Below are 22,567 nucleotides of genomic sequence, written 5' to 3' on the forward strand. Positions count from 1 at the left end.
AATTTTTACATACGTATAAAACGGCTAAGAGGCCCGTCTTTTCATAAGAAAAGCGGGCTTTTTTTGTGTGGAATTTCTCGGGAAATGTTAGTGATATGATTATGGGAAAATTAGGCGTGAAAGCGAGAGAGATAGGAATGTTAAAATCATATTAAAAGTGTTAAGATATTGTAAATAGGAGGCTTAAGGTTATGTTTAAACATTTGTATCGTTCTTTGCCAATGCTGGCAGCGTATGGCCTGCTTAGCGTTTTTTTATACAGTGTTGTTATGTTTAATGTATCAAATGACACAAAAATGTTGTTTGACTGGGCCCAAATCCATACAGCTGAGTTCGTAGTATTAATAGGGGGATGCTCACTTATCTTATGGGCGCTCACTTTCTATTTGCTACTTCAATTTAATCAGATAGAGAGAATACAAGGTTCACAGTGGTATGCCATTTTTACGGCAATTGTGTTTTCAATTGCCGTAGCAGCCGTTTCTGCTATGGTTTTTGTTATCTATCATATTGATATACATAATCCAGGCAAAACAATAGAGTGGATGCAAGTATATCCCGAACGCTATCTTTTTACGGTATTTTTACTTTCGCTGTTAACACTAGCGATCATTATGCTAGTAGGGGAAGCTTATTTAGGAGCTGGAATTACCTTTGTTCTGTATTTTATTTTAGCTCTTGTAAACTATTATAAAAAAATCTTTCGAAATGAACCGTTGTTCCCGAACGATTTTATTCAGGCCAGTCAGTTAAAAGAAGTTATTCCAATGATTAAAGATTCGATTTCAATTCCCATTGTAATAGGAGTTATTGGATCTATTGTCGTACTGATCGCTCTTTGGTTTTTCTTGCCGAAAATTAAAATTCGATGGTTTCTTCGAATTATTATGATTCTGCCGCTCATCTTTTTAATGAAATCATTTTTATTCTTTGAACACTCGTTTGCTCAAAAATATTATGATCAATATGCTGCGCTGATGCCGTGGAATCAGCAAAATAATTATTACTATAATGGACCTGTTATTGGCATGATTTCAAATGTTAAAACAGATGTGCTCCAAGAGCCAGATGACTACTCAGAAGAAGCTATGGCAAAAGTGGCAAAGCGCATTCAGTCAAAGGAAGAGAAAACACAAGAAAGCAAGGCTGAAGTCAAACCAAACGTCGTGTTTGTGATGAACGAAACGTTTTGGGATCCAACAAAGCTTAACGTGACATTCTCTGAAGATCCAATGAAAAATACAAGAGAACTTCAAAAGAAATATCCTTCCGGGTGGTCTTTAAGTCCTTCATTTGGCGGAGAGACAGCTAATGTGGAGTTTGAAGCGCTGACGAGCTACTCCTTGTCTTTCTTTAACCCTGGAGGCCTTCCTTATCAGCATATATTGAGTAAAAAAGAATATCCATCTTTTGTCTCTTATTTAGAAAAACAAGGCTATGCTACAACAGCTATGCATCCAAACAGCGGTATGCTTTATATGAGGCAAAATGTGTACCCAAATTTGGGATTTGATCAAGTGAAGTTTATTGATCAAATGAAGCATACGCAAAAAGATAACAAAGAATTCGTTTCCGATGAAGCGGTAGTTGATGAAGTGCTCGATACGCTTCGCCAGTCGAAAAAGCCTGCATTTGTGCATGCTGTAACGATTGCAAATCATCTTCCTTATTCAGCGGATAAGTATAATGGTCAGGAAACCATTAAAGTAACCGGTAAAGGGTTATCACCGGAAATGCAAAAGGAAATTGAAATTTATGCTGAAGGAATTAAACGTTCAGATGCTGCTTTAAAACGATTGAACGATGAAATTCAAAAGCTGGACGAGCCGACCATTGTAGTATTTTGGGGAGATCATTTGCCAGCACTTGGACAAAACCTTCAAGCTTACAAAGAAACGGGTTTTGGAAACGAGAAAACGCAGCAAACATCTCAAAAATTTTATGAGACGCCGCTCTTATTTTTATCTAATTACGATACGAAAATAGATAAAAATCTCGGTACGATGAGTCCTATTTATATTGCTCCGACGCTTGCTCAATCTCTTGGTTACAAAAGTAATCTGTTCTACGATCAGTTGAATCAAATGAAAACAGAAGTGCCGGCTTTTCGTTCAAATATGTATATAGATTCAAAAGGAAAGCTAGTGGATGATCCGGCAGCGCTATCTAAAAAAGCTGCAAAAGACCTTCAAGATTACCATGAAGTTGAGTTTGATACATTATCCGGGAAACAGTACGAAACGCATAAGTTGTATAAATGAAAATAAAAACTCCTTTTAAATAAAAGGAGTTTTTATTTTTTAAGTGTTTAAGGTTGTACTAAAAAATAATTCATGTATAATATTTTAAGGTTAAAAGTAAACTTTAAGTTAAGTAAAACAAAACTTGAGTTTGGAACAGCATGAACAATCATTCATGCTGTTTGCTAATTTTAAATACAGTTGAGGATCGAGAGTATGGAAATAGGAAAGAAAATTAAAAATTTACGATTAAAAAAAGGTTTAACACAAGAAGAGCTAGGAGAACGTACTGATTTAAGCAAAGGCTATATTTCGCAGCTAGAGCGCGATTTAAGTTCGCCGTCTTTAGAAACATTTTTTAGTATTTTGGAAGTGCTAGGATGCGAACCGAAAGAATTCTTCGAAATTGATACGCATGTTCAAAAAGTTGTATACAGAGAAGAAGACTACACTAGTTATTGCGAAGATGAGAAAGGTTACCATATTCAGTGGCTTGTGCATGAATCAAACGAAAAAGAAATGGAGCCAATTCGTCTTATTCTTCATGAAAAAGGTGCATTTAAGAGATTTGAGCCTTCCCTTTCAGAAACGTTTGGCTACATTTTGCGCGGGTGTGTGAAGGTGAAGCTTGGAGGCAGAACATATGAAGCCAAACAAGGAGAAACCATCTATTTTCAAGCTTCTGAAGAACATCAGATTTTAAATGCTCATAACGGAATAACAGAGTTAATTATCGTGGCGACAGAGTCTTATTTATAGAACAAAAGAGGTGAAGTGAAATGACATCTACGAATGCAATTATTCAATTTGAAAATGTGACCAAGCAATATGATAATGATTCAGTTGTATTGGATCATGTAAGCTTTGAAATTGAAAAAGGGAAATTTTATACCCTCTTAGGTCCATCGGGATGTGGAAAGACAACGATTTTACGATTAATTGCAGGCTTTACGGAAGCCTCAAGCGGAACGATTTATTTTAATGGGAAAAGAATTAATGATGTCCCGGCTAACAAACGTCAGGTTAATACGGTTTTTCAAGACTACGCGCTTTTCCCCCATTTGAATGTGTTTGAAAATGTAGCATTTGGTCTTCGAATCAAGAAGATGAAAAATGCTGATATTACAATAAAAGTTAAAGAAGCCCTTCGTTTTGTTAACTTAGAAGGATATGAAAACAGAGAAATGAAGGAAATGTCGGGCGGCCAAAGACAGCGCGTAGCAATTGCACGAGCAATTGTAAACCAGCCCGAAGTCATTTTGCTGGACGAGCCGCTTTCAGCTCTTGATCTAAAATTGCGTACGGAAATGCAATACGAGTTAAGAGAATTACAGCGTCGTCTAGGTATTACGTTCATTTTTGTTACGCACGATCAAGAAGAAGCGCTTGCGATGTCCGATGAAATCTTTGTTTTGAATAAAGGAAGAATTCAGCAGAGCGGGGAACCTACAGATATTTATGATGAGCCAATTAATCGTTTTGTTGCCGATTTTATTGGTGAATCAAATATTGTACCAGGTAAAATGATTGCTGACTTTTTAGTGGAGTTTGGCGGCCAGCAATTTGAATGTGTTGATCAAGGATTAAACCAAAATGAGCAGGTTGAAATTGTGATTCGCCCTGAAGATTTAGCCATTACAAGCTCCGATCAAGGAAAGCTGCAGGTTCGTGTAGATTCACAGCTGTTCAGAGGAGTCCATTATGAAATTTTAGGCTATGACCATGCAGGGAATGAGTGGCTCGTTCACTCTACGAAAAAGGCAACGGTTGGCGAAGAAATTGGTTTATATTTCGAACCTGAAGCTATTCATGTTATGCGATTTAATGAAACGGAAGAAGAATTCGATAAGCGACTCGAAGGTTATGAAGAGGATTACGATGCAAACTAAATCAAGAAATATTTACTTAGTCCCGTACGTGTTATGGATTTTGCTTTTTGTAGTTGCTCCCATTGTATTAGTTGTCTATTATTCTTTTTTCAACATCGATAATGAGCTGACGCTTGAAAACTATAAGAAATTTTTTACTCCAGTTTATTTACAGATGACGCTGAGTTCATTTTGGTATGCTTTTTTAATTACGTTATTTTCATTGGTTTTTTCTTATCCTACAGCTTATTTACTAACGAAGCTTAAGCACAAGCAGCTGTGGCTTCTACTGATTATTTTACCGACGTGGATTAACCTATTATTAAAAGCTTATGCTTTTTTAGGTATATTTGGCACGTATGGTACGGTTAATAAGTTTACTAAATTTATGGGACTTGGTACTCATCAAATTTTATTTACTGACTTTAGTTTTGTGTTTGTATCGGTGTATATTTTTATCCCCTTTATGATTTTACCGATCTTTAACTCTTTAGAAGAACTTAATCCCTCGCTTATCTACGCTTCGCGAGACTTGGGGGCATCTTCATGGGTGACATTTAAGCGCGTGGTATTTCCGCTAACGCTAGAAGGGGTTAAATCAGGTTGTCAGGCTGTTTTTATTCCAGCACTATCACTCTTTATGATTACGCGTTTAATTGCTGGAAACCGCGTCATTACACTGGGAACAGCGATTGAACAACATTTTTTAGTGACGCAGGATTGGGGCATGGGCGCCACAATAGCCGTCTTTTTAATAATTGCGATGGCCGTTATGATGCTCATAACAGGCACTGGAAAGAGAGGTGTGTAAAATGAAGAGAAAGTGGAAGTTCAGCCACCTTTATTTATTTTTTGTCTTTTTCATTTTATACGCGCCCATTTTTTATTTAATGTATTACTCTTTTAACAGCGGAGGAAACATGCGTGAATTTGAAGGGTTTACGTTAGATTGGTACAAAGAAGTGTTTCAAGATACACGTTTGCTTATTATTGTCTTAAATACACTTATTATTGCTCTATTGTCTTCGGTTATTTCAACTATTATTGGCGTGATAGGGGCACTTGCTATCGTATACGTGAAGCGCAGACGTGTTCAAAATACGCTGTTAACATTTAATAATGTGTTAATTGTGAGTCCAGATGTTATTATTGGCGCATCTTTTTTAATTCTATTTACCATTATCGGTGTAAAGCTCGGATTTATATCGGTATTATTAGCGCATATTGCATTCAGTGTACCGATTGTGGTCATCATGGTTCTGCCTAAGCTGCAGGAAATGAGTCCGACACTGCTCGATGCAGCCCGTGATTTGGGAGCAAGCCGCTTTGAAGTACTTTCGAAAGTGGTATTGCCATTTATTCGTCCTGGTATCTTTGCAGGCTTTTTTATGGCTTTAACTTACTCTTTGGATGACTTTGCGGTTACTTTCTTTGTGACCGGGAACGGTTTTTCCACGCTTTCAGTAGAAATTTACTCGTTAGCAAGAAGAGGGGTCTCGCTGAAAATCAATGCTCTTTCTACTCTTATTTTCATGTTTACCGTGCTGATTGTGATTGGTTATTACTTTATCAGTCAGCGATACAGCAATAAAGTGAAAGGGGTGGCGACTGGAAAATGAAGCAATTAGCAAAGCCGTTTATCTTCATCGTCATCCTTTCTTTCGTTCTTATGTATGTGGTTCATCATTTGAACAATGCCGAAGGATACTCTGGAGGAGATACGCTGACTGTCTATAATTGGGGAGATTATATTGATCCTGATTTAGTGAATCAGTTTGAAAAAGAAACCGGAATTAAAGTCATTTATCAGACCTTTGATTCGAATGAAGCAATGATGACCAAAATTGAACAAGGCGGTACAACATTTGATATTGCTGTGCCTTCTGAGTATGCGATTAGCAAGATGCGTGAAGAAAATTTACTATTGCCAATTGATCATTCGAAGCTGCCTAATTTAAAATACATTAATCCGCGTTTTTTAGACTTATCCTTTGATCCTGGCAATAAGTACTCTATTCCTTATTTTTGGGGAACTGTGGGTATTGTGTATAACTCTGATATGATTCATGGCAAGAAGATAAAAAGTTGGAATGATTTATGGGATCCTAAGCTGGAAAATCAAATTTTACTTGCAGATGGCGCTAGAGAAGTGATGGGAATGGGGCTAAACAGCTTAAATTATTCATTAAATGATACGAATAAAGCCCATCTTCAAGAAGCAAAAAGAAAGCTTGATACATTAACACCAAATGTCAAAGCCATTGTAGGAGACGAGATTAAGATGCTCCTAGCAAATGAAGAAGCGGCAGTTGGCGTTGTTTGGTCAGGTGATGCTTCTGAAATTATGAGTGAAAACGATAAGCTGAATTACGTTGTTCCAGAAGAAGGTTCGAATTTATGGTTCGATAACATGGTTATTCCAAAAACGGCTAAAAACGTAGAAAGTGCACATAAATTCATGAATTTTATGCTAGATCCTAAACACGCTGCTCAAAATGCAGAATATGTAGGGTATTCTACACCTAATAAAAAAGCGCTAGATTATTTGCCGAAAGAAGTAGCGGAAGATGAACGTTTTTATCCGGATGAAGAACTAACCAATAAGCTTGAAGTATATAATAACTTAGGCAAACGAATGCTTGCTTATTATAATGAGTTATTTTTAGAATTTAAAATGCACCGTAAATAAAAGGCACTTAATTAGGCCTTTATACTCAAGTTCTTTATTGTTTTTGTGAATTCAGTTGCGTGATAGCAAGAGGAAAGATAAAATACAAACGAGTAAAGCTAATAACATTTATTTTATGTTATTAGCTTTTTTATTTGTAAAACGGGAAAGATAAGAAAAAATTGAATGTTCTATTATTCATCTAGAATTTATATTTCACATTATATAGGAGAGAAAAAGTGAAGCAAAAACAAAAGCAGCATATTCAATCCATTTATTTTTTACGATTATTCGCTATGATGATGGTTGTGCTCGTACATGTAACAGCAGCTTATGCAACGGTACTGCCATTTGCAAGCGAAGCTTATCAGAAATATCATTTCCTTAACCGAATTGTTCGAATTGAAGCAGGGATCTTCATTGTGATCACAGGTTTAGTTTTCTTTTATAGTTATATTAACAAGCCGTTAACAAAGAATTTATGGAAAACATATTATGCTCGAAGGGTGACATATATTTTAGTTCCCTATGTTATTTGGGCACTTATTTATGAATTTTATTCGTACTATGTGGGAGCAACAGAATTAAATGCAGCTGATATTGTGAAACGTATTTTACGCGGAGAGTCTTACTATCAGCTTCATTTTATCTTTTTAATTGTACAAGTGTATCTCGTGCTGCCGATTTTTGTATGGCTAGCACAAAAAGTAACCATTTTTAAAAAATACATGTGGCTGTTTGGTATTATCATTCAGCTTGGTTATTTAATGCTTAACAATACGTATCATATCACTTCATTTAATTTATTTTTAAATACCATGGCTACGTTTTTACTCGGCGGTTGGATTGGTGTTTATTATCGCGAACAAGTGGATAAAAAGTATAGTCGTTCAAATATTGTATTATTTCTGGTGACGCTCGGATCGGGAATAGCTATTTCACTGTTAAATTATCACTTATACACAATGAAGACAATTCAAATTTCAGGCTTTACGTATGAGGCTGTTAATACAATTTATTTGGTGGTGGGAAGTTATTTCTTCTTCCGAATTGCAGAGATGTTAGCTGAAAAGCTTTCTGTGAAGTCCGTGACGGTTGTTAAAAATATTGCCATGTACTCGTTTGGATTTTACTTGATTCATCCAATGGTTTTAAACTTTGTGGCAAAAGCAGTACCAATACAAGGAGACTACATGTTTCACTTTGAAATCTTGGCACGCTATATTCTAACATTAGCGGGCTGTTACCTCATCATTTGGGGATGTCATCGTCTTTTACCGTTTGCTAGCTTTTTGTTTGGTAAACTGCCAAAAGAAGCGGTGTTCATTTACCGACGTCCTGATCATAAATAGCGTTTAGTTAAAAGTTATGTCTGCTTGCAGGCATAACTTTTTTTATAAAGTATAAGAGATGATAACACGCTAGTTTTAAAATGTTTTTAAAAGTGACATGCTAAGATAATGCTTACTTAGGTACTCACAAAAGGGGGAATTTGATATGCGTGTACTTGTGGTAGAAGATGATGCTTCATTATTACACGGTATCGTAGAAGGCTTAAAAGAAGAAGGATATGAAGTGGATTGTGCGTCTGAAGGAGATGAAGGTTTGTTTTTAGCAGAGCAGAATATTTATGATGCCTTGATTTTAGATATTATGCTGCCGGGTATGACAGGGCTTGACATACTAAAAAAGCTAAGAAAACAAAAGGTGCTGACGAAAGTTATTTTTCTTACTGCAAAAGATAGTGTAGAAGATCGAGTGAAAGGACTTGATTATGGAGCTGATGATTATTTGGTTAAGCCTTTTGCCATGGCTGAACTTTTTGCAAGGTTAAGAGTGATGCTCAGAGACTTGCAGGCAGAAGAAGGCATGATTTCATATGGTCCCATTTCTATACGAGAAGCCAATCATGAAGTTATGATAAATGAGAGTGCCCTAACGTTAACGATTAAAGAATTTCAGCTTTTGGAATACTTTATTCGAAATAAAGAACAAATCCTTATTCGAGATCAAATTTTTAATCGGGTATGGGGGTTTACATCTGACGTAGGAGTGGGTGTAGTAGATGTCTATGTTCACCATTTAAGAAAGAAGCTTCAGCCTTTTAATTGTGACGGTTATGTACGTACAGTGAGAGGCGTAGGCTTTATGTTAAAAGGGGAAGAGCATGTTTAAAAAGACGAGAATCAGGCTTGTGTTATTTAACACAATCGTGCTGATGGTTATTTTGAGCATTTTTAGTTTAGTTTTATATGTTTATATGCAGCATGTTATTTTTTTAAATCCAGACAATCGGTTAAGTGAGATGAGCGAGCAAGTAAAAAAAAGAAACTTACATGAGATCCAGGAAAACAATGAAAGAGAAACAGAAAGACGGGTTGCGTTTTTACTTTGGAGCAGTGATAAAAAACTAATCAAAATTACACCTAAAAAAGGGTTATATACAAACGATATTGATGACTTTAAGCCTGCGCTCTCAGAAGGAAAAGTCCAAACGTCGCAAGAGGTAAACGGTCATGCTTATCGAGTGATGAATGTGAAAAACGAAGGGTATATAAAAGACCAAGACGTTTCAACGATTCAACTTGTCTTAAACGTAGATTCAGAAACTCAAACCTTAGAGCACCTTGCTTTTCTTCTTATCATTTCAGCGTTTATTGGACTGCTTCTTTCGCTTGTAGCTGGCTTGTTTTTAGCTAATCGAGCGCTTGTACCTATACAAAAGTCGTGGAACAAACAGGTCGAATTTATTGCAGATGCTTCCCACGAGTTAAGAACGCCTCTTTCCGTGATGCAAACGCATCTCGAGCTATTGTTTAGACGACCAAATCATACGATTGAGCAAGAAAGCGAAAATATTTATCAAAGCTTAAACGAAGTGAAGCGGATGACGAAGCTGGTTAGCAACTTACTAACACTGGCTAGATCTGATTCAAGTGCACAGCTGCTAAACAAAACGGTCTTTAATATGCGTGAGCTGGTGGATAAAGTAGCTAATCAGTTTGAGCCTATATTTGAACTAAAAGAGCTGCACTTCACAAGGGAAATTGAATCGTTAATGTGCGGAGGAGATCAAGAACGGCTTCATCAGCTATGTATGATTTTATTAGACAACGCTTTTAAGTACACTCCACCTGGAGAAAGCATTCATATTAGTCTAAAGAAACATCACCACTCTATGACGCTAATTGTCAAAGACACAGGCATTGGAATTGAAGCGAAAGATCTTCCGTATGTGTTTGATCGTTTTTATCGAAGTGATAAGAGCCGAGCTCGTGCCGAAGGAGGGTCAGGACTAGGTCTCGCGATTGCCAAATGGATTGTACAAGCCCATGACGGAGAAATTAAGGTTTTTAGCCAAAAAAACGTGGGTACAGAATTTCATGTGAAAATTCCGCTATGAAAAAAGCTGCCTGTCATTAGGCAGCTTTTTTCATCACTTTTTTGTTGGCAGTCTTCCACGCTTTCCATGCATTAGCGATTAACAGGCCAATTAATAAATAGGCAAGGCCGCCAAAAGCTAAGTAATCTACGGCGCTAATCGCCCCTGCAAGCAGTCCGAATTTTATTTGGTCTTTATACTTGGCAGGAGAAGTTGGCGGATCCGTCACCATGAAGAAGGCTAAAAATAAAGCGGAATTAACAAAAGGAGCTCGTAAAGCATCTGCTACATCGCCTACTCCTATTAATGACATAATCGTGAAAATAGCAAAATACACGCCCAAAAACGCAAATACTTGAGGGAATTTATTTACCTTGCTTGTTACAAGGTACCCCGTCACAAACACGAATACAATGAGCCATACGGGTAGTAAAGATAAGCTTCCCCACCAGCTTTGGCCGCTTGAAAAGACAATAAGTGAAAAGAGAAGACCAAAAGCAGCAGGGTTAAAAATAGGCTTCTTTTTTACTTTTACGAAGTGCTTCGATAAAATCGCAACAGCTACAGTGCAAAATGTGACCCAAGCAGGTGTAGAGGTGCTGAGTACTAAGGCAATAATTAATCCAGTAATAATTCCGCCGTCAGGAAGCTGAATTTTCTTTTTATAAGCAAAAGAAAATCCTAAATCTAAGGCAGCCGCCGAGCATACGGCAAGCAGTAGGTGTCCTAATCCTTGAAAGGCAGAAGAGTTGAATTCACCTAATAAAGTTAAAAGCAGAAGCATAGCGATTACATATCTTTTAGGGGTTTTAACTAGCTGCACCCAAAGACTTATTTCTTTTGGTTTGTTTTCATCTACAGTAATATAACCTTTTGGTGTACTGATATATTTAACACCGCTTCTTCGTTCAGAACGTGTGGTCATAATTTATTAATTCCTCCATATCTGATGTGAAAAAAGGAGTGAAACTAGAGTCGAAGAGCACGCCGCGTATGTCGGCATCATTCAATAAATTTACTCCTTTTTCCGCTCCTAAAATAAAAGCTGGCGTAGATAATGCATCGGCCAGCATGGCAGAAGGAGCAATAGCTGTGCAACTCAACAGATTGCTTCGAGTGGATGGAGATAAGGGATTAACCAAATGATGCGTTGATGGATGTGTCTTATTTTTTCTAGCATAATTTCCTGATGTGCAGACAGCCGTATCTGTTACACGTAAAGTCAGTAGTGACTGCGTTTGAATCACAGGGTGCTGAATCCCAACTTTCCACAACTCTCCGTGTTGATTGCGTCCTTTAACTAGGATGTCTCCTCCTGCATTAATCATAAAATGCTGATAAGGAAGGGAGCGGGCAGCTAAATCAATCGCCAACCCTTTGGCGACCGCTCCAAGATCTATAATCATCGGTTTTTGTAAACAAACCGTTTTTTTATGTGTATCCAATACGATGTCTTTATAACTTCCAGAATCGACTGCTTCGTTCACTTGTACGGGATTTCCATATAAGTAATGTTCATTAAAACCGCGGTTTTCTAATTGCTTTCCTACCGTTGGGTCAAAGATTCCATGCGTTTCATTTGCTACTAAGACAGCGAAATGAAGGGCTTCAAATAATAGAGGACTAACAGAAACGGGTTCTTTGACATGTCTAATTAGTTTCATCACTTCGCTTTTCGCATCAAATCGACTGCACGTCGTTTCAACGGTTTTAAAAATAGTAAATGCCTTTGAAATATGGTGAAGGACATTTGCTTCCTCTGATTGCGGAGCAATTACTTGAAGTGAGACGGTTGTTCCCATACATAATACAGAGCGGCTATACGTTTTTATGGACATCGTTCGTTTCTCCTTTATGCATTGATTGCTTGCTGAAGTGCGTCGTCCACAGCATTTTGAAAATCTTCTGTACTAAGCGTTGCTCCGCTCACGACGTCGACATCTGAGCTTTGTCTTTGTACGACTTGAGCCGGAAGGCCCTCAATGTAACTTTGAGAATAGTGAGTATCTGCTTCTGTAATTTCAACTGTATCAATTCGGTCGTTTTTAATGGTCACGGATACGTAGACAGTTCCGATACGGTTGCTTCCTTGGCCAGAATACGTTCCATCTTTGTATTTTGTTTTAGGAGAAGAACTTTCGGCACTCGCTGATGAATGGTTCCGATTAGAAGAAGCTATATCTTCTCCCCAGCTGTCATTGACAATCGTTTGATTGTCTGTTTGATCCGTCGTTTTCTTCTGATGATGAGCCGGGGTGACTTGAACAGCTTGTGCATCAGATAGAGTGTTTATATAACCAGTTGCATAAATACTTCCAATGGCTACGCTGCATGCAGCAATCATCGTTTTTCCCATTTTACTCATGTTTGTTGAACCTCCTGATTTATACCAGAACTATAGTTTCGATTATTGATGGTGATCTTTAGCATAAATAAACTTTACAAATAAAATTTTAAAAAAGATTTAAAATCAAAAAAGTTTTTTCAAGAATAAATGAGCCAATGGGAAAGATGATTCTAAATAATAAAGGTAGGCGATAGAATTTCTTTCACAAGCCTAGCTATTTTGACATACGTAATAATAGTTAATATTTCTGTTTACTATCTAAACGTGCATGATAAAATAGAAAAGATGAATATGTGTTAGGAGGAACATCAGTGAAAATTAAGCTTGGCCTTTTATACGGAGGAAAATCCGCTGAACATAAAGTATCTTTACAAACAGCTCTAGCAGTTTCAAAAGCAATTAATCACGATAAATATGAAGTGCATCCAATTTACATTACAGAAACAGGAAAGTGGATTCGCGGCACACAGCTGACTGGTCCGCTTGAAACAGTTGCTCAATTAGAAATTCAAGATAACGGAACTGCTATTTCACCAGTTTCATTGAATACGGAAATGTTTGCATTAACAGATTCAAAAACAGATGATCAGCTAGATGTTATTTTCCCACTTCTTCATGGTCCAAATGGAGAAGATGGTACGGTACAAGGATTATTAGAATTATTGAATATTCCTTATGTTGGAAATGGCGTATTAGCTTCAGCAGCTGGTATGGATAAAGTTGTAATGAAGCAGCTGTTTGCACAGGCAGGTCTCCCTCAAGTAGAGTACGTATCATTTATCCGCCGCGAGTGGGAAGCAGATCGAACGGCTGCTTATGAAAAAGTAGAAACACTTGGATACCCTTGCTTTGTTAAACCAGCAAACTTAGGTTCAAGCGTTGGGATTAGCAAATGTGATAACCGCGAAGAGTTAGAAGCAGCATTTGTTGAAGCTTTCTTATTCGATCGGAAAATCATTGTAGAAGCAGCAGCAGTTGGTCGTGAAGTTGAAATTGGTGTGTTAGGTAATGATGAAGCAGCTTGTTCAGTAGTTGGAGAAATCTTACCTAAAAAAGCGTTTTACGATTACAAAGCCAAATATGAAGACGGCGATACAGGCCTTATTATTCCAGCTGAAATTACAGAAGAACAGCATCAAGAAATGTCAGCACTAGCAATCAAAGCATTTAAAGCAATTGATGGATCTGGTCTTGTACGTGCAGATTTCTTCTTAACATCAGAAGGTAAATTCATTATTAATGAAGTGAATACAATGCCTGGTTTTACACCTTTCAGTATGTTCCCATTATTGTGGAAACACGCAGGTGTTGAATATCCAGATTTAATCGAAAAACTTGTATCACTAGCAATTGAACGTCATACCGAAAAGCAGCAAATTAAACACACAATGTAACTCACACAACACTATTCATCATGAATAGTGTTTCTGTGTTTAGTTTCAATTAATGTTATCCATAGTTAACTTTATATCGAGAGGAGCAAACCAACAATGATTAAACGTACGCTTACACAGCTAGCTACAATGATTCCAGGAAGTGTATTTCATAGCGGAAACGAAGCAGCTGTAATTGAGGGAGTCTCAATTGATACGAGAACCATTCAGCAAGGTAATTTATATATCCCAATTAAAGGGGAACGTTTTAACGGGCATGCATTTGTTCATAAAGCAATTGAAAACGGAGCGCTCGCTACACTGTGGAACAAAGATGAAGAAAATCCACCGACAGACATTAGTGTTATTTTAGTCGATGATACGCTAGAAGCTCTTCAGCAATTAGCGAAATCCTATCGTCACGAGTTAGATATTAAAGTAGTGGGCATTACAGGAAGTAACGGAAAAACAACAGCAAAAGACATGGTGAAAGCTGTGCTCGATACAACTTACCGCGTTCTGAAAACAGATGGAAACTTTAATAATCATATTGGTATGCCGCTTACTATTTTGCGTTTAGATGAAACTCATGATATTGCAGTTTTAGAAATGGGCATGAGCAGCCGAGGGGAAATTGAGTTTCTTTCTAATTTAGCGGAGCCTGATGTGGCCATTATTACAAATATCGGAGAATCGCACCTTCAAGACTTAGGAAGCCGTGATGGAATTGCGGAGGCAAAATTAGAAATTACAAGCGGCTTAGCGCCAACAGGTCAGCTTGTCTATAATGGTGATGAGCCACTTTTAACGTCGCGCGTTGTTAATCCAGTATTTGAAACGGTGACATTTGGCAGCTCAGAACAAAACGATTTGTATCCAAGTGCTATTTCAGCTGAAGAGTTAGGCACAACATTCACTGTTTCACGTGAAACAACATATCCATTCTTTATCCCGGTATTAGGTAAACATAATGTTCACAATGCGCTTTCTGCTATTGCGGTAGGTCATTATTTTGGACTAGACAATGAAACAATCGCTAAGGGATTAAAAGAATTAAAGCTAACCAATATGCGTATGGAGCTCGTGAAACGAACAGATGGCCTGACCTTCATTAATGACGCATATAACGCAAGCCCAACGTCCGTTAAAGCTGCTATCACGTTGATGCATGATTTAGAAGGCTATAAGCAAAAAATTCTTGTTCTCGGGGATATGCTTGAATTAGGCGATCAGGAAAAAGAGTTCCACAAAGAAGTGGGAGAGTTTATTCAAGCAGAAAAAATTGATTATGTTCTAACATACGGCCCCTTATCTGTTGAAATTGAGCAAGGAGCAAAAAATAATTTTGCAGAAGATAAGGTAATGCACTTTGAGGAGAAAGATGAGCTTGTTAAAAAATTAACAGCGATTACAACAAGAGAAGATGTGGTTTTAGTGAAAGCATCTCGAGGGATGAAGCTTGAGGAAGTTATCTCAAAAATGATGCATAAATTACCGTGATATTAAAAAGAGTATAAGTAAGCTCTATTGCAAACGGAAAGCCATAGTGTTATGATGTAGTCTGAGTGTCTTGAGGCGCTTATACTCTAAACGTTGAATTTATTGAAGTAGTCGTTTAGAGCATTTTCCGTTTCCTCGGAGAATGCTTTTTTTTGTAAAATATAGATAGTCTAAATATAAAAGGAGTTTGAAAAACTTGGCATTATTTCAAGATTTAGGATTAAGTCAACAGCTTAATAAAGCTGTGAGTAAAATGGGTTTTGAAGAAGCAACACCAATTCAATCAGAAACTATCCCATTAGCACTAGAAGGTCACGATTTGATCGGACAAGCACAAACAGGAACAGGGAAAACAGCGGCATTTGGTATTCCTCTTATTGAAAAAGTTGATGTAAACGTAGATGCAATTCAAGGGTTAATTATTGCTCCTACTCGTGAACTTGCTGTACAGGTATCTGAAGAACTTTACAAAATTGGTCAAACAAAGCGCGTACGCGTGCTATCAATTTACGGTGGTCAAGATATCAGTCGTCAAATTCGTGCATTGAAAAAGCACCCTCATATCATCGTAGGGACACCAGGGCGTATGCTAGATCATATTAATCGTCGTACACTTCGTCTACAAGATGTTCATACAGTTATTTTAGATGAAGCAGATGAAATGTTAAACATGGGATTCATCGAAGACATTGAAAAAATCTTATCAAACGTACCTGAGAACCACCAAACACTTTTATTCTCAGCAACAATGCCTACTCCAATCCGTCGCATTGCTGAAAAATTCATGAACGAACCAAAAGTGGTAAAAGTACAAGCAAAAGAAGTAACGATGCCAAACATTACGCAGTATTATTTAGAAGTACAAGAAAAGCGTAAATTTGATATCCTTACTCGTCTTTTAGATATGCAATCACCTGAATTAGCTATCATCTTTGGTCGTACAAAGCGCCGTGTTGATGAGTTATCAGAAGCATTAAATATGCGTGGTTATTCTGCACAAGGTATCCATGGTGACTTGACGCAATCGAAACGTCTATCTGTACTACGTCAATTTAAAGAAGGTTCTATTGATGTATTAGTTGCAACGGACGTAGCTGCACGCGGACTTGATATTTCTGGTGTTACTCATGTATACAACTTTGATATCCCTCAAGATCCAGAGAGCTATGTACACCGTATCGGACGTACAGGACGTGCTGGTAAAATGGGTGCTGCTATGACATTTGTAACGCCAAGAGAAACTGGACAGTTACACAATATTGAGCGTACAACAAAACGTAAAATGGAGCGTCTTACTCCTCCAACGCTTGATGAAGCAATGGAAGGTCAACAGCGTATTGCAGCTGACAAATTAACAGAATCTGTGACACAAGGCAACTTATCTTACTACAAACAGTTGGCAGAAGAGTTACTTGAAGAGCACGATTCAGTTTCATTAGTGGCAGCAGCGATCAAATTATTTACAAAAGAACCAAACGAATCACCAATTCAATTAACTGCTGAACCACCAGTAATTGCAAAAGGTGATAAAAACAAACGTGGAAATGGCGGAGGTCGTTCACGTTCTAACTCTAAAAACTACTCACAGCAAAATCGTCGTGGAAACTCAAAGCGTTTTGGTGACAAGCGTCGCGGTGGAAGCAACGGCAGTGATAATAGAAATCGTAATAGCAGCAGTAATCGTAAAGATTCTCGCAGCAAAGCGTAAAATAAAAACGAGCCTTAACAGGCTCGTTTTTTTATGTGTTAATTGCTATTTTATTGGTGCACACTATGAATAAAATAAAATGGGGTGTTCACTGATGTCGACCATTGTTCGGTTAGGTTATGTGGCGATGAGCGTTCATTTGGAAAATAGTTCTCCTTCTCAAACAATGACTTTTGCACAATTTCAGCGTGTGAAAGACCATGAAGCGGCCATTCGCAAGCTCGAACGTATTGCAATATCCAACTTAGAAAACTGCTTACGTTTATTAAAACATAATGCGTGGAGTGAAATTGAGTTTTTTCGATTCAGTTCTAAGTTAATTCCATTAGCTAACCATGAGGCGCTAAAAGAGTGGAACTACATAGCTCCTTTAAAGGATGCTCTTCAGCGCATTTCTGTATTTTTGAAAGAACATCCAATGCGAGTAGATTTTCACCCGGATCATTTTGTTGTTTTAAACTCAACGGATAAAGAGGTTTTTAAGCATTCTATTCAAACTCTTCGCATGCATCAAAAGTTGCTAAAAGGAATGGATATTCCGCTTCAAAATCGCTGTGTTTTACATGTCGGAGGGGCTTATAATGATAAAGAAAAAGCATTGGAGCAGTTTATTCATAATTGGGGGCTTGTACCTCAATCCCTTCAGCAAATGATTATGTTAGAAAACGACGATACAACCTTTCATATAAAGGACGTCTTGTATTTATGTGAAAAACTAAATGTCCCAATCATTTTTGATCTTCATCATCATCAGGCAAACAACGATGAAACTTCATGGCAAGAGCATTGGGACCGTATCACTAGAACGTGGGAACAGGAAACGCTTCCTCTAAAAATGCATATATCTAGTCCTAAAAGTGATAAAGAATTTAGAGCCCATGCAGATTATATCGATGTTCATGGGTTTTACAGCTTTTTAAAAGAAGTAAATGGATCGATACCGCAAATTGATTGCATGATTGAAGCTAAGAAAAAAGATGAAGCGCTCTTTCAGTTAGTAAGAGACTTGAAGTCTTATGAAGATGTGGAATTTATTAACTCATCCACTTTTTATATTAAATCTTAAAGCAGGCCTCATATCTGTGGCTTGTTTTTCTGTTTGAACGCGAGAAAAGCGAGAAGAAATCCAGCAATACCTCCAACGAAATGAGCTGTGTTGTTGGTTCTTGGCGTTAGCAGACCTGAAAGTAATCCAATAATTAAGAAGACGACAATGATTTGCTGGTTACTTTGAGAAAGCATATGCTTTTGTTTTATTACAAGGTAGAGGTAAAACCCGAGCAGCCCGAAAATGGCACCGGATGCACCCACATGGCTGTAGAAAGAAGATTGGGTTAGAAATGTAACGATATTTCCAAGAAATCCACACGTAAGGTAGAATAGAAGAAACTTATAAGAAGAAAGAATACGCTCAGCACCTGGCCCTAACAAGAACAATGAAAATGAGTTAAAAAGAAGGTGTGAAAAGCTTAGATGCAAAAAGATAGGTGTGAAAAGTCGCCAGTAGTCTCCTTGAGAAATTAAGCTATTCACACCAATAAGCTGATGTATAAAAGATTCTGCAAGGTTTGAGGGAAGAGCGGCAAGTAACCATAGCGCAATGTGGATGCAGATAAGCGTGAAGGTAACAGGGTAAAAACGTTTAAATTCAGCTGCATTTTCTGTGCGTACGAACATATTTGTCACTCCTTTTTATAAAGGCATTTTTATATACTATTCTGTAAGAGAGGATTAAATGAAAATGATTATAGGAACTGGAATTGATATTACAGAGTTAGAGCGGATTGAAAAAATGGTGCAGCGTCAAAGCGCTTTTGTTACTCGGATTTTAACAAAAAATGAAAAAGAACGCTATGAAAAGCTATCAAGCCGACGTAAGGTCGAATTTTTAGCAGGAAGATTTGCTGTGAAGGAAGCATATTCGAAAGCTCTTGGAACAGGAATAGGAAAAGATTTCAGCTTCCAAGATATCGAAATCGTGAATGATGAAAGAGGAAAGCCCCACATTGTTACAAAACAACCACTGGACGCGTCCGTACACGTATCTATTTCCCACAGTGCGCACTATGCAATTGCTCAAGTAATTATTGAACGCTTGTCAAGCTAGTCTGCATATTCACTATTTCTTGTTCATATATTCATAGTGTGGATAGGGGAGACAAGATATGTTCTTGCTTCTCCGTTTAGCTGTGAATATACGAAATAAAGGAGTTGGGGAAATGCATAAAAAATGGATTGGCTTATTTGTTTGCGCCTTTTTTCTCTTAGCCTTATCAGCATGCGGTGAAAAAAGTCAGCAGGATGTAACAGATGCATTGGATGCCAAGGTACAAGAAATGGCGGGTTATAAATCAGATGCTAAGATGACATTAAATACAGGGAAAGATGCTCAAGTATATGATGTAGAGATTTGGCATAGTAAGCCTATGTATTATCGAGTGAATTTGAAAAATACAAAGAAAGATCAAAGCCAAATGATTTTGCGTAATGATGAAGGGGTTTTTGTTTTAACGCCTGCCTTAAATAAAAGCTTTCGTTTTCAAAGTGACTGGCCGCAAAATAGCAGTCAAGCTTATTTGTATGAATCCCTTGTCCAAGATATTGTGAAGGATGAAAAGGCAAGCTTTAAATCAACGGATAAGCATTATATTTTTGAAACAAAAACCAACTATCAAAATAGCACGATGCTTCCTAAACAAGAAATTACACTGAACAAAAGTGACTTAGCGCCTGTTTCGGTTAAAATTATGGATACGGATAATAAAGTGTTAATAAAAGTTGATTTCTCTAAGGTCAAATTCGATTCTAAGTTTGATAAAGGGGCTTTTGATACAAAAAGAAATATGACAAGTGCAAAGATTGACGTTCCGACATTAGCTCAGCAGAAATCATTTAGCGTCCTTTATCCTAAGGATGTTCCAAAAGGTACAAAGCTGTCCAAGGAAAAGAAAATTGAGACAGAAAATGGCGAAAGAGTCGTTTTAATGTACAAAGGAGAAAAGCCGTTTACGCTTGTACAAGAAAAAGCGCAAGTAGCAAAAACAACGACATCTACAGTTACTGCCGGAGAGCCATTTGATTTAGGTTTTACTGTGGGAGCTTTAACGGATAAAAGTCTATCTTGGACATATAATGGAGTAGACTTTATGCTGGCTTCTGATCAGCTAACACCAGATGAATTGAGTACAGTTGCTAGATCTGTGCAAAGTCAGATGGGAAAATAAGAGAAGCTTACAAGCCTGCATATATGTAGGCTTGTTCTTGCTTAATTTGAATAAAGATCGAGATGAAGTTTGGCTATAGATGTATTATACTAACAGAGGAAAGTACGTTTAGAATGGTTCTGAAAAAAGGAAGTGTCGTAGTAATGGATGCATTTTATAGAGAAACATGGGCAGAAATTGATGTAGAAGCCATTTTTCAAAATGTGAATCATGTAAGAGAACTAATACCGGGCCATAAAACGTTAATGGCCGTAGTGAAGGCGAATGCGTACGGGCATGGAGATAAAGAAGTAGCAGAGATTGCGCTTCAAGCTGGTGCTGATATGCTAGCTGTAGCTTTTTTGGATGAAGCTATTGCTCTTCGGAAAAAAGGAATAAAGGAATCCATTTTAGTATTAGGCGCCGTGCCTACCCTACACATTCAAACTGCATTGGAGTGGGATGTAACGGTCACTGCTTATAGCAAAGCTTGGATTGAAGAAGCGGCGTCCATTCTAGGTGAAAACAGTCAGCTGCATATGCATTTAAAAATAGATACAGGCATGGGTCGCTTGGGAGTTAGAACAAAAGAAGAATTACACGAAACGATGAAGATCATCGCTTCTCATTCGGGATTCGTGCTGGATGGAGTGTTTACACACTTTGCAACAGCAGACGAGCTAAACTCGTCTTATTTTGAAGAACAATACACATTCTTTGAAGAAATGGTTCGAATTGTGAAAGAATATAATTTTACACCTCCGATGATTCACTGTGCAAATAGCGCAGCCTTGCTTCGTCGTCCGAAAGATATCTTTAATGGCGTACGCTTAGGTATCGCTATGTATGGTTTGAGTCCTTCTGAGGAATTAAAAGAAGTCTTGCCAATTCCGTTAAAACAAGCTTTTTCGCTGCACAGCCGTATTGTGCATGTTAAAAAAGTCAAAAAAGGGAGTCATATCAGTTACGGAGCTACTTATGAAGCTAAAGAAGATGAATGGATTGCTACTATTCCAGTAGGATACGCAGACGGCTGGATTCGTAAATTAAGCAATTTTGAAGTATTAGTCGATGGAGTTAAAGTGCCAATTGTTGGTAGAATCTGCATGGATCAATTGATGATTAAATTACCTAAAATGTATAAAATGGGTACAAAAGTAACATTTATCGGAAAACAAAAAGGTGCTGAAATTACAATTGATGAAGTAGCGAAGCATCTTGAAACAATTAATTATGAAATCCCTTGCATGGTTGCAGCAAGGGTTCCGAGGGTTTATACAAGAGATTCGCAGCATATTGATGTTAATAATTATATCTTGCGCTGAATATACATCTTCCTGAGTCAACATAAAAAGTCTGCGAACAAAAGACAATAAAATAATAACTTCCATGCATAAAAGAGGGTATCAATTGACGATAATAGTGTAGAAATTGACAGAATTAACTTTCCATTAAAGCTAATCAATGTTATGATAAGGAAAGATGAGACTATTGGTGTGTGTATTGATGTTGGAGGTGTATGTTTGTGTCTGAAGCGAGCGCAACTACAGAAATCCTAGTAAGATTACCGAAAAATTTAGTATCGGAGCTCGATCTTATGGTTAAACAAGAAAATGGCAACCGAAGTGATTTTATTCACCAAGCAACAAAATTGTACCTTCGTGAGCGAAAAAAACGCCATATTCGCGAATCAATGAGACGTGGATATATGGAGATGGCAAAGATAAACTTAAATATTGCTTCCGAGGCTTTTCTAGCAGAGTATGAAGCTGATCATACTGTGGATCGTTTAGTAAGCGGGGGGTAATGACTTGGTAGTCAAACGTGGCGACGTTTATTTTGCTGACCTATCTCCTGTTGTTGGCTCAGAACAAGGAGGCGTTCGCCCTGTACTTGTCATTCAAAATGATATAGGCAATCGTTTTAGCCCAACTGTTATTGTAGCTGCGATCACTGCTCAAATTCAAAAGGCAAAGTTACCTACGCATGTTGAAATTGATGCAAAGCGCTATGGATTTGAGCGAGATTCAGTTATTTTACTAGAACAAATTCGTACTATTGATAAACAGAGGCTAACAGACAAGATTACCCATTTAGATGATGAAATGATGGACAGAGTGGATGAAGCCTTGCAAATCAGTGTAGGACTTATCGACTTTTAGAATTATACTTCCATTTATGCTAAGTTGCTCCTTTATGAGCAACTTTTTTAATTTGACTAGGAATAATCAGTAAACGTATATTGTAATAAGAAACGTTTTAAAAATGATAATATATA

22 protein-coding genes are annotated in these 22,567 nt (G+C 37.5%); 18 read left to right on the forward strand and 4 right to left on the reverse strand.

Going from position 1 to position 22,567, the window contains the following annotated elements:
- Nucleotides 1-191 precede the first annotated feature (191 nt).
- The 9 genes from POF52_RS27905 (at nucleotide 192) to POF52_RS27945 (ending at nucleotide 10,179) form a co-directional block, all read left to right on the forward strand.
- Complete coding sequence (locus POF52_RS27905; protein ID WP_271997021.1) at nucleotides 192-2,261, forward strand: LTA synthase family protein; 2,070 nt, start codon at nucleotides 192-194, stop codon at nucleotides 2,259-2,261.
- A 195-nt stretch (nucleotides 2,262-2,456) separates the two neighbouring features.
- Nucleotides 2,457-2,999 carry a helix-turn-helix domain-containing protein gene (locus POF52_RS27910; RefSeq protein ID WP_013081404.1) on the forward strand — a complete coding sequence of 181 codons (543 nt, stop codon included), beginning with the start codon at nucleotides 2,457-2,459 and terminating at the stop codon, nucleotides 2,997-2,999.
- A 20-nt stretch (nucleotides 3,000-3,019) separates the two neighbouring features.
- A complete protein-coding gene (locus POF52_RS27915; protein ID WP_016762744.1) occupies nucleotides 3,020-4,129 on the forward strand; it encodes an ABC transporter ATP-binding protein in 1,110 nt (369 codons plus the stop codon).
- Complete coding sequence (locus POF52_RS27920; RefSeq protein ID WP_271997026.1) at nucleotides 4,119-4,919, forward strand: ABC transporter permease; 801 nt, start codon at nucleotides 4,119-4,121, stop codon at nucleotides 4,917-4,919. Before POF52_RS27915 ends, POF52_RS27920 begins: the two co-directional genes overlap by 11 nt.
- Before the next feature lies 1 nt (nucleotide 4,920).
- On the forward strand, nucleotides 4,921-5,727 hold the full coding sequence (locus POF52_RS27925; protein WP_013054988.1) for an ABC transporter permease: 807 nt from the start codon (nucleotides 4,921-4,923) through the stop codon (nucleotides 5,725-5,727).
- Nucleotides 5,724-6,797 carry an ABC transporter substrate-binding protein gene (locus POF52_RS27930; protein WP_271997029.1) on the forward strand — a complete coding sequence of 358 codons (1,074 nt, stop codon included), beginning with the start codon at nucleotides 5,724-5,726 and terminating at the stop codon, nucleotides 6,795-6,797. The genes POF52_RS27925 and POF52_RS27930 overlap by 4 nt, the downstream gene beginning before the upstream one ends.
- A 218-nt stretch (nucleotides 6,798-7,015) precedes the next feature.
- A complete protein-coding gene (locus tag POF52_RS27935) occupies nucleotides 7,016-8,128 on the forward strand; it encodes an acyltransferase (RefSeq protein WP_271997031.1) in 1,113 nt (370 codons plus the stop codon).
- 145 nt (nucleotides 8,129-8,273) lie between these two features.
- Nucleotides 8,274-8,951 (forward strand): response regulator transcription factor, encoded by a 678-nt coding sequence (locus POF52_RS27940; protein WP_013081410.1) that lies wholly within the window; start codon nucleotides 8,274-8,276, stop codon nucleotides 8,949-8,951.
- Complete coding sequence (locus POF52_RS27945; RefSeq protein WP_074893811.1) at nucleotides 8,944-10,179, forward strand: sensor histidine kinase; 1,236 nt, start codon at nucleotides 8,944-8,946, stop codon at nucleotides 10,177-10,179. The genes POF52_RS27940 and POF52_RS27945 overlap by 8 nt, the downstream gene beginning before the upstream one ends.
- A 16-nt stretch (nucleotides 10,180-10,195) precedes the next feature.
- Here the strand turns inward: POF52_RS27945 and POF52_RS27950 are convergent, their stop codons facing one another.
- Genes POF52_RS27950 through POF52_RS27960 form a run of 3 tightly spaced genes read right to left on the reverse strand, consistent with a single transcriptional unit; the run spans nucleotide 10,196 to nucleotide 12,523 of the window.
- Entirely contained in the window at nucleotides 10,196-11,083 is an 888-nt protein-coding gene (locus tag POF52_RS27950) for an RnfABCDGE type electron transport complex subunit D (RefSeq protein WP_271997036.1), read from the reverse strand.
- A complete protein-coding gene (locus tag POF52_RS27955) occupies nucleotides 11,067-11,996 on the reverse strand; it encodes an FAD:protein FMN transferase (protein ID WP_271997039.1) in 930 nt (309 codons plus the stop codon). Before POF52_RS27955 ends, POF52_RS27950 begins: the two co-directional genes overlap by 17 nt.
- Nucleotides 11,997-12,010: 14 nt before the next feature.
- A complete protein-coding gene (locus tag POF52_RS27960; RefSeq protein WP_097825547.1) occupies nucleotides 12,011-12,523 on the reverse strand; it encodes an FMN-binding protein in 513 nt (170 codons plus the stop codon).
- Nucleotides 12,524-12,816: 293 nt separating this feature from the next.
- On the opposite strand from POF52_RS27960, the gene POF52_RS27965 reads away from it, so the two are divergent.
- The 4 genes from POF52_RS27965 to uvsE all read left to right on the forward strand — a co-directional run bounded on the left by POF52_RS27965 (nucleotide 12,817) and on the right by uvsE (nucleotide 18,152).
- A complete protein-coding gene (locus POF52_RS27965) occupies nucleotides 12,817-13,899 on the forward strand; it encodes a D-alanine--D-alanine ligase (protein WP_013054995.1) in 1,083 nt (360 codons plus the stop codon).
- 96 nt (nucleotides 13,900-13,995) lie between these two features.
- Nucleotides 13,996-15,378, forward strand: coding sequence for a UDP-N-acetylmuramoyl-tripeptide--D-alanyl-D-alanine ligase (locus POF52_RS27970; RefSeq protein WP_016762752.1), 1,383 nt, complete (start codon nucleotides 13,996-13,998; stop codon nucleotides 15,376-15,378).
- A gap of 196 nt (nucleotides 15,379-15,574) precedes the next feature.
- Nucleotides 15,575-17,086: a DEAD/DEAH box helicase gene (locus tag POF52_RS27975; RefSeq protein WP_016762753.1), complete on the forward strand. Its 1,512-nt coding sequence runs from the start codon at nucleotides 15,575-15,577 to the stop codon at nucleotides 17,084-17,086.
- Between the two features lie 94 nt (nucleotides 17,087-17,180).
- Nucleotides 17,181-18,152, forward strand: a complete 972-nt coding sequence (gene uvsE / locus POF52_RS27980) for a UV DNA damage repair endonuclease UvsE (protein WP_176586356.1) — start codon at nucleotides 17,181-17,183, stop codon at nucleotides 18,150-18,152.
- A gap of 8 nt (nucleotides 18,153-18,160) precedes the next feature.
- Here the strand turns inward: uvsE and POF52_RS27985 are convergent, their stop codons facing one another.
- Nucleotides 18,161-18,763, reverse strand: a complete 603-nt coding sequence (locus POF52_RS27985; protein ID WP_013081417.1) for a rhomboid family intramembrane serine protease — start codon at nucleotides 18,761-18,763, stop codon at nucleotides 18,161-18,163.
- 64 nt (nucleotides 18,764-18,827) lie between these two features.
- On the opposite strand from POF52_RS27985, the gene acpS reads away from it, so the two are divergent.
- From acpS to ndoA, 5 genes are all read left to right on the forward strand, one after another.
- A complete protein-coding gene (gene acpS / locus POF52_RS27990) occupies nucleotides 18,828-19,193 on the forward strand; it encodes a holo-ACP synthase (protein ID WP_025753519.1) in 366 nt (121 codons plus the stop codon).
- Between the two features lie 58 nt (nucleotides 19,194-19,251).
- Entirely contained in the window at nucleotides 19,252-20,310 is a 1,059-nt protein-coding gene (locus POF52_RS27995; protein ID WP_016762756.1) for a LolA family protein, read from the forward strand.
- Between the two features lie 143 nt (nucleotides 20,311-20,453).
- The gene (gene alr, locus POF52_RS28000; RefSeq protein WP_412761895.1) at nucleotides 20,454-21,614 is read left to right on the forward strand and encodes an alanine racemase; all 1,161 of its coding nucleotides are present in this window, start codon (nucleotides 20,454-20,456) and stop codon (nucleotides 21,612-21,614) included.
- A gap of 200 nt (nucleotides 21,615-21,814) precedes the next feature.
- On the forward strand, nucleotides 21,815-22,096 hold the full coding sequence (locus POF52_RS28005; RefSeq protein WP_013055003.1) for a CopG family ribbon-helix-helix protein: 282 nt from the start codon (nucleotides 21,815-21,817) through the stop codon (nucleotides 22,094-22,096).
- A gap of 4 nt (nucleotides 22,097-22,100) precedes the next feature.
- Nucleotides 22,101-22,451: a type II toxin-antitoxin system endoribonuclease NdoA gene (gene ndoA, locus POF52_RS28010; RefSeq protein ID WP_013055004.1), complete on the forward strand. Its 351-nt coding sequence runs from the start codon at nucleotides 22,101-22,103 to the stop codon at nucleotides 22,449-22,451.
- Nucleotides 22,452-22,567: the final 116 nt, after the last annotated feature.

It is taken from the genome of Priestia sp. AB (assembly GCF_028369225.1).
GTDB classification, from domain to species: domain Bacteria; phylum Bacillota; class Bacilli; order Bacillales; family Bacillaceae_H; genus Priestia; species Priestia megaterium.

Coding starts and splice junctions, on each gene's coding strand:
- POF52_RS27905 (WP_271997021.1), top strand. CDS start 192: ATGTTTAAACATTTGTATCGTTCTTTGCCAATGCTGGCAGCGTATGGC.
- POF52_RS27910 (WP_013081404.1), top strand. CDS start 2,457: ATGGAAATAGGAAAGAAAATTAAAAATTTACGATTAAAAAAAGGTTTA.
- POF52_RS27915 (WP_016762744.1), top strand. CDS start 3,020: ATGACATCTACGAATGCAATTATTCAATTTGAAAATGTGACCAAGCAA.
- POF52_RS27920 (WP_271997026.1), top strand. CDS start 4,119: ATGCAAACTAAATCAAGAAATATTTACTTAGTCCCGTACGTGTTATGG.
- POF52_RS27925 (WP_013054988.1), top strand. CDS start 4,921: ATGAAGAGAAAGTGGAAGTTCAGCCACCTTTATTTATTTTTTGTCTTT.
- POF52_RS27930 (WP_271997029.1), top strand. CDS start 5,724: ATGAAGCAATTAGCAAAGCCGTTTATCTTCATCGTCATCCTTTCTTTC.
- POF52_RS27940 (WP_013081410.1), top strand. CDS start 8,274: ATGCGTGTACTTGTGGTAGAAGATGATGCTTCATTATTACACGGTATC.
- POF52_RS27945 (WP_074893811.1), top strand. CDS start 8,944: ATGTTTAAAAAGACGAGAATCAGGCTTGTGTTATTTAACACAATCGTG.
- POF52_RS27950 (WP_271997036.1), bottom strand. CDS start 11,083: ATGACCACACGTTCTGAACGAAGAAGCGGTGTTAAATATATCAGTACA.
- POF52_RS27955 (WP_271997039.1), bottom strand. CDS start 11,996: ATGTCCATAAAAACGTATAGCCGCTCTGTATTATGTATGGGAACAACC.
- POF52_RS27960 (WP_097825547.1), bottom strand. CDS start 12,523: ATGAGTAAAATGGGAAAAACGATGATTGCTGCATGCAGCGTAGCCATT.
- POF52_RS27970 (WP_016762752.1), top strand. CDS start 13,996: ATGATTAAACGTACGCTTACACAGCTAGCTACAATGATTCCAGGAAGT.
- uvsE (WP_176586356.1), top strand. CDS start 17,181: ATGTCGACCATTGTTCGGTTAGGTTATGTGGCGATGAGCGTTCATTTG.
- POF52_RS27985 (WP_013081417.1), bottom strand. CDS start 18,763: ATGTTCGTACGCACAGAAAATGCAGCTGAATTTAAACGTTTTTACCCT.
- acpS (WP_025753519.1), top strand. CDS start 18,828: ATGATTATAGGAACTGGAATTGATATTACAGAGTTAGAGCGGATTGAA.
- POF52_RS27995 (WP_016762756.1), top strand. CDS start 19,252: ATGTTCTTGCTTCTCCGTTTAGCTGTGAATATACGAAATAAAGGAGTT.
- alr (WP_412761895.1), top strand. CDS start 20,454: ATGGATGCATTTTATAGAGAAACATGGGCAGAAATTGATGTAGAAGCC.